We start from the raw sequence: 9,572 nt of genomic DNA on the forward strand, positions 1-9,572 counted from the left end.
CTCCCGTGGTCGGCGGCGACGAGCCAGTATCTCACCGGCGTCGTCGCTGGTCAGGTGTCAGATGCTGAGGATGTCGCGGGCCTGGCCGAGGGCGCGGCCGAGCAGGTTCAGGCCGGGCCACTGAGTGGGGTCCTCGGCGCGCGGGTCGTCGGCGGTCAGGCCGATGCCCCAGACGGCGTCGAGCGGGCTGGCCTCCACCAGGACGCGCTGACCGGTGCCGAGCAGGTAGGCGCGCAGGTCCGGGTTCTGCTCGAACTTGGCGACGCTGCCCGCCAGCACGATGTCGTACCGGTGCGCCGCCCACTGCGCGGCGTCGAAGCCGCGCACCGTCCGCCCCAGGTCTTTCGCCTGCGCGGGGTGGGCGGCTCGGAGGATCTGCTCCGCGCGGTCGTCGTCCTCGAAGAGCTCGGCCTTCCGCCACATCATGTAGTGCTCGGCGGTGGTGAACCGGACGCCGTCGACTTCAAAGGCCGCGAGCCACCACTGGCTCAGGCACCCGCGCCCGATCGTCCCGTCCCGCTCGGGTTGGTGCCCCCAGAAGAACAGGAACTTGTCCCGCTTGTCGCCCATCCGCGCAGGCTAGTCTTGCCCCATGACTGACGGGAACCAATTTAAAGCCGCCCTGTGGTCCGACATCGAACACATCTACCAGGCCATCCTCGCCCACCCCTTCATCACCGGCCTGGCCGACGGCACCCTCCCCCGCCCCGCCTTTCAGCACTTCATCACTCAGGACGCCCACTACCTCCGCGACTACGCCCGGGTTCTTACCCTGTGTGCCACGAAAGCCGCGCACGAGGAGGACGTGGCGATGTTCGCGTCCCACAGCGCTGGCGCGGTCGCCGCTGAACAGGAATTGCACGCGTGGCTGCTCGCCGAGCTGGGCACTACGGCTGACGACGCCGCTGATGTGCCGGTCATGCCCACCACGTTGGCTTACACGAGCTATCTGATGGCTTCGGCTTACCGTGGTTCTTACGCGGAAGCGGTAGGGGCTGTCCTGCCCTGCTATTGGCTCTATGCGCGGGTGGGGACTCATCTGCGGGCGGCAGGGTCACCGGATCCGTTGTACGCGCGGTGGATTGAGGCCTACGCGGATCCCTCGTTCCAGGACGTGACGAACGAGGTGCTGACGGCTGCCGCGCGGGTGGCGTGGGAGTCCTCGGCCGGGATGGAGATCCTGATGCGGCAGCGGAGCCTGGGGGCGGCTCGGTACGAGTACCTGTTCTGGGACGCGGCGTGGCGCCTAGAGGAATGGCCGGTGTAGGAGGCCACACGACGCACTGTTTCGCTTGCCCGACAACAGGACGGGGACATTCGGGGTAGAGGCGGCAGGTTTGGGGAGTTGAGCAACCTCGCGGTACCGAAACGGCGTTGGATGGGCAAAGAGTCGTCGTGAGGAGAGGGTGCATGCGAGGACACGGGCGAGGGATCCTCGCCGGGGTGGCCGTTCTGGTTGCCTCGGTGGGGATGGGGGTGCCTGCTTCGGCAGCGCCGCCCGCACAGGTAGCGCAAGGACCGCACGCGGATGGTGGCGGTGCGAGCCGGTTCCAGGTCACGTTGGTGACAGGACACCAGGTCGAGGCCGTGCGTGACGCCGGGGGACGGTGGAGCGTGGGGTTGGCGCCTTCCGGGCCCGCCACGCAGTACAACACCTTCAGCAGGCAGCGCGGTAAGACTACCGACGTCTACTTGGTGCCACGGGAAGCAGCGGCGCTAGTGCAGGCCGGGGTGGTGGACCGGGAGCTGTTCAACGTCACCGGTTTGGTCCGGCAGCAGTTCGACGACAAGCACACCAAGACCGTGCCGCTGCTGGTGGAGTACGGGCAAGGCGTCGCGGCGGCCGCGCCGGAGGGCGCGAAGGTCGAGCGGGCAATGCCAACGCTCGGGTTCACCGCAGTAGCCGAGGACAAGGCTAACGCGGGCCGGTTCTGGGCGTCGATCGCCAGGAACGGGTCCGCCTTGTCCGGTGGGCCTAAGAAGGTCTGGCTGAACGCACGGTTCACCGCGAACCTCGACCAGAGCGTGCCGCAGATCGGCGCGCCCACGGCGTGGCATGCGGGGCACACCGGCAAGGGCGTGACGGTCGCGGTGCTCGACACCGGTTACGACACCGACCACCCCGACCTGGCCGGGAAGGTCACGCAGAGCAAGGACTTCTCCGGCAAGGGCAACGTCCAGGACGGCCACGGGCACGGCACGCACGTCGCCTCGACGGTCGCGGGCTCCGGGGCCGCGTCGGGCGGCAAGTACAAGGGGGTCGCGCCGGACGCGTCGCTCGCGGTCGGCAAGGTGCTCGACGACGGCGGATCGGGGTCGCTCGACGACATCCTGGCCGGGATGGAGTGGGCGTCCGGGGAGGCCAAGGCGAAGGTCGTGAACCTGAGCCTGGGCAGCTACCCGACCGACGGGACCGACCCGGCGTCGCAGGTGGTCAACACGCTCACCGCGCGCGACGGCACGCTGTTCGTCATCGCCGCGGGCAACTACGGGTCCGACGAGGCCGTGAGCAGCCCCGCGGCCGCGGACGCCGCGCTGGCGGTCGGCAGCATCACCAAGGGCAACGAGCTCTCCGAGTTCTCCAGCCGCGGCCCCCGGGTGATCGACGGCGCGGTCAAGCCGGAGATCGCCGCGCCCGGGAGCGACATCGTCGCGGCCAAGGCCAAGGACACCAACCTCGGCGGCAACGTAGACGAGAACTACGCGCGGCTGTCCGGGACGTCGATGGCGACCCCGCACACCGCGGGCGCAGCCGCCCTGTTGGCGCAGCAACACCCGGACTGGCAGGCGGCCAAGCTGAAGGCCGCTCTGGTCGGTACTGCCGCCGCGGTGGGCGACAACGGCGTCAACGCTGTCGGTGGCGGTCGCGTCGACCTGGTCCGTGCGACCACGCAGGCCGTGCGGGCCGAGCAGGCCACGGTCAACAGCTACCTTAGGTGGCCGTCGACCGCCGCGGACCAGCGGAAGGTCACTTACACCAACGACTCCTCGACGCCGGTGACGCTGAAGCTCGACCTCGCGCTGCGGGATAAGACGGGTGCGGTTGCCCCAGCGAAGCTGGCCAAGCTGTCGGCTGCCACGGTCACCGTTCCGGCCAAGGGCAAGGCGGACGTGACGCTTACGCTGACTCCGCGCTCAGGCACACCTGGCGTCTACAGCGGCCTCTTGTCGGCAACCACGGCGGACAACGCGGTGAAGGTCCGCACGCCGGTCGCGGTGCAGGACGAGTCGGAGCGCTACGACCTGACCATCAACCTCAAGGACCGCACCGGCGCGGCCACGACCCGGGGCCAGTTCAGCGCCATCAACCTCGACACCGGCGCCTGGGAGTTCGGCGCCCCCGGCGAGAAGCTGCGGCTGCCCCCGGGCAACTACGCCCTCGGCGGTCACATCGAGACCCCGCGCGCGGGCCAGGTGCCGTCGTACACGCTGTTCACGAACCAGGCGTTCAAGCTGGGCAAGGCGAACAAGTCGGTGACGTTCGAGGCCAAGGAGGGCAAGCGGGTCGCGATCGGCGTCGACCAGCCCGAGGCGCGCGGCGGCGTGTGGACGTCCCGGTTCCAGTACAAGGTCAAGACGACCGCGTACCCGTACACCCAGAGCTGGGGATTCGACCCGCGCTTCAACGAGGTGTTCGCGTTCTCCACCCGCGGCGTGACCTCGGCGGGCTTCGGCTACGCGGACAACGTGCGGCTGGAGCAGCCGGGACTGGAGCTGTTCGGCGAGGGCAGCCAGTCGTTCGAGGCGGTCGCGTTCTGGCTGCGCGGCTCGGCGGAGCCTGTGCTGGACGAGCGGCTGCCGGTCGTGCACGGCGGCGCGGGCACGGCGGAGGACCTGGCCAAGATCGACGCCAAGGGCACGTTCGTGGTGCTGGAGCTGTCCGGTGACCTGACCTTCGAGGAGGTGTACCAGCGGATCGCGGCGGTCAAGCAGGCAGGCGGGAAGTTCGTGGGTCTCCTCGCGGTGGAGTCAGCCTCGCTCTCGGCGCTGGATGACGACGAGGAGCCTCTAGCGGCGTTGCCAAGTGTGCAGCTCTATGACGAGCCGGGTAAGCGGTTCGCGGCCGCGGCGAAGGCGGGCGGGCTTTTCGCGCGGTTCGTCACTCGTAGCTCCAGCAAGCACCGCTACGAGCTGTCTTACCCTGCCGAGGGCAAGGTGCCCGCGACGCTGGTCCGGCAGGAGAAGACCGCCAACCTCGCGGCCGTGCGGATGGCGTACTACGAGGGCACCGAGGCCGAGCCACCGATCAGCTCCGCGTGGGTCGAGGCGCTCGGCACCGAGATCGGCACCCAGTGGGGTCTACCGACCGTCGCGAAGGCCGAGCGGGTCGAGTACTACACGCCGGGCAAGTGGCGGCTCACGGTCGGCAGCTGGTGGGGTATCGCCGGTGAGGGCCAAGAGCGGCTGACGCTGGAGCGGGGTAAGAGCTACCGCGTCGAGTGGGGTGCATCAGTGCTCGCGCCCGCGTTCCCTGGGGTTACCAGCAACGAGCTGGGCAACGACCACGCGTGGGTGTGGCGCCAGTACGAGCTGCTCGACGTCACGGTGCCGTTCTTCACCGACCCGTCCGGGCACACCAGGGGCGCGGACACCTGGAACGGCTCCGACACCGGCACGACGACGCTGTACCGCGACGGCAAGCTCGTCGGCACGCAGAACAGTCCGGGCCGCGGCGTGTTCGTCGCCCCCATCGACAACAGCACCTTCCGGCTGACCACCGACGTCACCCGCGACCAGCCGTGGTGGCCCACCTCGACCAAGATCACCGCCGACTGGACCTTCAAGCTGCCCCAGACCCGTGACGCGAAGGCACCTCTGCTGACCGTCGGCTACCGCCCCCAGGTCAACTTGGCGAACACCACCCCCGGCGGCGGCGAGTTCACGTTCCCGGTCACCGTCACCCGCCAGGACGCCGCCCCCACCATCACCACCCTCACCGTCGACATCTCCTACGACGACGGCGCCACCTGGACCCCAACCCGCCTGACCCGCGACGGCACGGCCTGGAAGGCCACCGTCACCCACCCGCCCACCGGCTTCGCCTCGCTCCGAGCCAAGGCCACGGACACCACCGGCAACACGGTCGACCAAACAGTCATCCGCGCCTACCAAATCCGCTAACCCACGAACCGCAGGCCCCGACGTCCCCCACGGGCGCCGGGGCCTGCCCTTGTGCTGAGGTGGGCCTGCGGCACGTCGAACGGCCCCGGCGACTCGCCTGGAGAGTGAGTCCCTTGTGGACTCAGACGGCGTCGGACCACCAGCGTTCGGCGACCTTGGGGTGGGAGCGGAGCCAGCCGAGGAGGGCGTTGGCGCCGTAGGCGGAGAGGAGGGGGTTGTTGGCGTCTTGGCTGATGCCCCGGGCCGCGGCGGCGAGGTCGGCTGGGAGGGCGATGGGTTCTACTACGGCGTCGAGGCGGGGGCCTAGGAAGAAGGGGACCGAGTAGCGGTCTACGCCGTCTGGGGGTGAGATGACGCGGTGCTTGGTGGCGATCAGGTAGCCCTGGGTGGCGATTTCGAGCATCTCGCCGATGTTGAGGATGAAGCTGCCCGGGATCGGGGTGGCGTCAACCCAACCGCCGTCCGGTAGTTCTACCTGGAGGCCGCCGATGTTGTCCTGCTGGAGTAGGGCCAGGAAGCCGTAGTCCTTGTGCGCGCCGACGCCCTGGTCGGTGCCATCGGCGGGGCGGCCGGGATAGCGGACGATCTTGGCGTGGGTGGCGGCCTCGGCGTCGAACCAGGCGTCGAAGTAGTCCTCGGGTTGGCCGAGGGCGGCGGACAGGGCGCGCAGGACCTCCAGGCAGACCCGCTGTGCCTCCGCCTGCCAGGCCAGCGCCACCTCGCGCAGTTCCGGCAGCGCGGCGGGCCACTGGTTCGGGCCGATCAGCCGCAGCCACACCGGGTCGTCCGGGCCCAGGTCCAGCGCCTCGCGCTCGGGGCCGACGTCGATCTGCTCGCGCCAGTCGCGCCTGCCGCCGGTGTACTCGTGGCCGGTGCGGGTGTAGCCGCGGAAGTGCGGGGTGTTGACGTTCTCGATGGCCAGCCGCTCGGCCTCGGGCAGCGCGAAGAACCGGCGGGCGACCTCGAAGATGCCGCTGGTCAACTCCTCGGGGACGCCGTGGCCGACCACGTAGAAGAACCCGGCCTCGTGCGCGGCCCGGCGGATGTCGGCGAGGAACGCGTCCCGGTCGGCGGCGGGGTCGCGGAACCGGGAGATGTCGATCAGCGGCAGGGCGGTCTCGGCGGCGCTCACCCTGCCGAGGGTAAGCCGATCCGGCCCAGGTGGGCCCACGTCCCACATCCCGGACGGTCCACTAAGGAGCCAGGACGTCCAGCGCGCGGACGAACGCGGCCTCGTCGACCACCGGCACCCCCAGCGCCCTGGCCTCGCGCGCCTTCACCGACATCGTGTCCGGGTCGGCGGCGGCCACCACCCTGGTCTGCCTGCTCACCGCCGTCATCACCCGCAGCCCCGCGGCGGCGGCCCGGGCCGTCAGCTCGTCGCGGTCGGCGGTCATCATCCCCGTCAGCACGACCTTGTCACCGGGCCGCAGCACCAGACCACCCACCGTCGGCGCCGGGTCCAGGTGCACCGGGTCGCCCGCGGCGGCGACCGGGTCGAGTCCCAGCAGGCGGGCGACCAGGTCGATGTCGGAGCGGTCCCGCTCCCCCGCCGCCGCGGCCACCTGGGCCAGCGCGCGCAGGTACGTGTGGTGGATCGCCAGCACGTCGTCGCGCCGCAGCCCCAGCCGCGTGGCCACCCCGACCAGGGCGTCGGCGTCCGAGGCGGAGATCCGGCGGTCGAGCAGCGCGTCGTCGAGGACCGCGAAGTAGGCGTCGACGACCGGCTCCTCGTCCCGGGGCAGCCGCTCGACCAGCCTGGCCAGGAAGTGCGGCTCGATGTGGTCGGCCGGGCGCCGCTGGGCCGGGGCGACCACGCCGCGGGGTAACTCGGGCCAGGCCCACGCGGCGGCCCGCAGGTGCTCGGCGGTCGGCTGGACCACGCCCGGTGCGGTGGCGAGCATGTGGCCCAGCAACGCGCCCGCCGCCATCGCGTCGTCGCGCGCCGTGTGCCACCGCATCGCCGGTAAGCCCGCGGTGGCGCAACACGCGATCAGCGACCGCCTCGACTGCGGCATGACCACACTCGCCGCGCGCATCGTGCACAAACCCGCCACTTCGTCGAACGGCGTGTCCAGGCCGATCCTGGTGAACTCCGCGCGCAGGTGCATCGCGTCGAACGGCCAGTTGTGCGCGACGACCACGCGGCCGCGCAACCGGTCGACCAGGTCGCCCGCGATGTCGGCGAACCGGGGCGCCAGCCTGGCCTCCGCGGCGGTGATCCGGTGGATGGCCTGGGGGCCGAGGTCGCGCTCCGGGTTGAGCAGCGTCGACCACTCGCCGGTCACCGCGCCGCCCGGGTCGAGGTGCACCACCGCGACCTCGGCGATCCGGTGCCGGTGGGTCGCATCGATCCCGGTCGTCTCGGTGTCGACCACCGCGAACCCGTCCACGCCGCCTCCGTCGTCCCGCCGCCCGTGCGCGCCCATTGGACCATCCGGGACCGACACCCGGGCTGGGCCACCGGGGTCAACCGACTTGACCTGAACCCGAGTTCAGGTTCGAGCATCAGGTGGGGGCATCAGTGAGGAGGGGTCATGTTATCGAGGGGTCTGCGGGTCGACGGTGCCGTCGAGTTCACCACCGAGGCGGTGGGCGACCGGCGTGGTTTATCGGTGTCGACCTACCAGGAAGAGGCGTTCACGGCCGCCGTCGGCCACCCGTTGTTCCCGGTCGCGCAGTCGACCACCACGCGGTCCCGCAAGGGTGTCGTGCGCGGGATCCACTACCAGCGCCACACCGCGAAGTACGCGTACTGCCTGCGCGGCAAGTCACTCGACTTCGTCGTCGACACCCGCGTCGGGTCCCCCACCTTCGGCCGCTGGGACTCGGTGATGCTCGACGACCGGCACTTCCGCGCGCTGTACCTGCCCGCCGGGGTCGGTCACCTGTCGGTCACGCTGGCCGGGGAGACCACGCTGACCCTGCTGAGCTCCACCCCCTACGACGACGACCGCGCCGACGCGCTGTGCCCGGTCGACGCGGGGCTGGACCTGCCGATCCCGCGCGGGCTGACGCTGGCGATCACCGATCGCGACCAGGCCGCGCCGACGCTGGCACAAGCGCTTGCGGCAGATCTGCTGCCGGAGTACGCGAGCCGGGTTGACCTCAAGCTGGGTTGAGGTCCTACCGTTCTGGGTGCGCGCCGCCAGTGTCCTAACGCGACGGCGGCGACCGGTTCGACGGCGGGTGCCAGGCGGGTGCCCTGCCCGACAAGCTCACGCGGCGGTCCCTCGTCCGCCCGCGTGGGGGCCGGAGGGGGCGCCTTGTCCGGGGCGCCCCCTCACCCCTCGCCGGGTTCGATGCCGATGCCGGTCTCGGCTCCGGTCCTGGTGCCGGTTCTGATCCCGGTCCCGGTTCCGGTCCCGGTTTCAGTTCCGGTTCCGCCGGGCAGCAGGACGCGGGGCCCGGAACCGCTGCCGCCGAGGTGGTCGTCGGGGTTGGCCAGGGAGCAGTGGCTCATCGACAGGCAGCCGCAGCCGACGCAGTTGGCGAAGCTGTCGCGCAGGTGCACGAGCAGCCGGATCCGTTCGCTGAGTTCGTCCTGCCAGCCCTGCGACATCCGCTTCCAGTCCCGCCGGTTGGGCACCCGCCCCTCGGGCAACCGCTCCAGCGCCGCCCTGATCTCCACCAGCGGTATCCCCACCCGCTGCGCGATCCGGATCAGCGCGACCCGGCGCAGCGTGTCCCGGTGGTAGCGCCGCTGGTTACCCGGCGTCCGCCTGCTGCTGATGAGCCGCTGCCGCTCATAGAAGTGCAACGCCGACACCGACGTCCCACTGCGCTGCGCCAACTGCCCGACGGTCAACTCCTCCCCCTCGCTCATACCAATGATCATCCCACCGCCCCCCGACAACCGCGACCATCCCCAACCCAGAACCGCCAGGTCGCCAGTCCTCACCCCCAGCGCACCACCGACCGCCAGCCCACCCCACACGCCCCCAGCAACGTTGCCCCCAACGCGCCCCACACAGTCATTGGCCCTCGTACGCCCCCTGAGGCGTTGGCCGAACAACGCTCCTCGGAGTCGCTGGTACCAACCCAGCTCGATGGGGCGGACTTGTTTTGCGTGGGGGAGAATGACCCGTAGCGTCGTTCGCGGACAGGGCCACGCTTTTCGGCCCCTGCTTGCGGTCCTGCCACGGGTTATTCAGGGGCCCCTTGGTCTCAATCGGTGGATGCGCCATGTGTGGGATGATCTTCGTGTCGGAGTGATCGGAGATTGTTTCTGTGCGTGGTGTCGTGTTGGGTCCGGGCGATCGGGAAGTGATTTCGCGGGAGTTGCGGGCGGGTCGCTCTTTTCGGTCGGTCGCGTTGATGCTGGGACGGCATCATTCAGTGATCGCTCGTGAGGTGGCCCGGAACGGCGGACGGGATGGGTATCGGGCGATGGCGGCCGATCGTCGGGCACGGAAGAAGCTGGCGCGCCCGAAACCTCGGAAGTTGGAGAC

At 70.4% G+C, this 9,572-nt stretch carries 8 protein-coding genes; 4 read left to right on the forward strand and 4 right to left on the reverse strand.

Annotated elements, in window-relative coordinates; all coding sequences use genetic code 11:
- Positions 1 to 57: 57 nt before the first annotated feature.
- Positions 58 to 570 carry a riboflavin biosynthesis intermediates N-glycosidase gene (locus tag BMY07_RS20790; protein ID WP_092780993.1) on the reverse strand — a complete coding sequence of 171 codons (513 nt, stop codon included), beginning with the start codon at positions 568 to 570 and terminating at the stop codon, positions 58 to 60.
- 22 nt (positions 571 to 592) lie between these two features.
- Between BMY07_RS20790 and tenA the strand changes: the two genes are divergently transcribed.
- Together tenA and BMY07_RS20800 are read left to right on the forward strand one after the other, a co-directional pair.
- A complete protein-coding gene (gene tenA / locus BMY07_RS20795; protein WP_092780996.1) occupies positions 593 to 1,267 on the forward strand; it encodes a thiaminase II in 675 nt (224 codons plus the stop codon).
- A gap of 296 nt (positions 1,268 to 1,563) precedes the next feature.
- A complete protein-coding gene (locus BMY07_RS20800; RefSeq protein WP_177215678.1) occupies positions 1,564 to 5,121 on the forward strand; it encodes a S8 family serine peptidase in 3,558 nt (1,185 codons plus the stop codon).
- Between the two features lie 121 nt (positions 5,122 to 5,242).
- Here the strand turns inward: BMY07_RS20800 and BMY07_RS20805 are convergent, their stop codons facing one another.
- Both BMY07_RS20805 and BMY07_RS20810 read right to left on the reverse strand, forming a co-directional pair.
- A complete protein-coding gene (locus BMY07_RS20805; RefSeq protein ID WP_245782521.1) occupies positions 5,243 to 6,253 on the reverse strand; it encodes an isopenicillin N synthase family dioxygenase in 1,011 nt (336 codons plus the stop codon).
- A 61-nt stretch (positions 6,254 to 6,314) separates the two neighbouring features.
- Positions 6,315 to 7,514, reverse strand: a complete 1,200-nt coding sequence (locus BMY07_RS20810; RefSeq protein WP_245782522.1) for an exonuclease domain-containing protein — start codon at positions 7,512 to 7,514, stop codon at positions 6,315 to 6,317.
- A gap of 144 nt (positions 7,515 to 7,658) precedes the next feature.
- On the opposite strand from BMY07_RS20810, the gene BMY07_RS20815 reads away from it, so the two are divergent.
- Positions 7,659 to 8,243 carry a dTDP-4-dehydrorhamnose 3,5-epimerase family protein gene (locus BMY07_RS20815; RefSeq protein WP_092781008.1) on the forward strand — a complete coding sequence of 195 codons (585 nt, stop codon included), beginning with the start codon at positions 7,659 to 7,661 and terminating at the stop codon, positions 8,241 to 8,243.
- Between the two features lie 161 nt (positions 8,244 to 8,404).
- On the opposite strand, the gene soxR is transcribed toward BMY07_RS20815, so the two are convergent.
- Positions 8,405 to 8,947 carry a redox-sensitive transcriptional activator SoxR gene (gene soxR, locus BMY07_RS20820; RefSeq protein ID WP_092781010.1) on the reverse strand — a complete coding sequence of 181 codons (543 nt, stop codon included), beginning with the start codon at positions 8,945 to 8,947 and terminating at the stop codon, positions 8,405 to 8,407.
- 416 nt (positions 8,948 to 9,363) lie between these two features.
- Between soxR and BMY07_RS36240 the strand changes: the two genes are divergently transcribed.
- On the forward strand, positions 9,364 to 9,572 hold a 209-nt coding region (locus tag BMY07_RS36240), incomplete at its 3' end, for a helix-turn-helix domain-containing protein (protein WP_425426333.1).

Source organism: Actinokineospora terrae (genome assembly GCF_900111175.1).
Classification (GTDB): Bacteria; Actinomycetota; Actinomycetes; order Mycobacteriales; family Pseudonocardiaceae; genus Actinokineospora; species Actinokineospora terrae.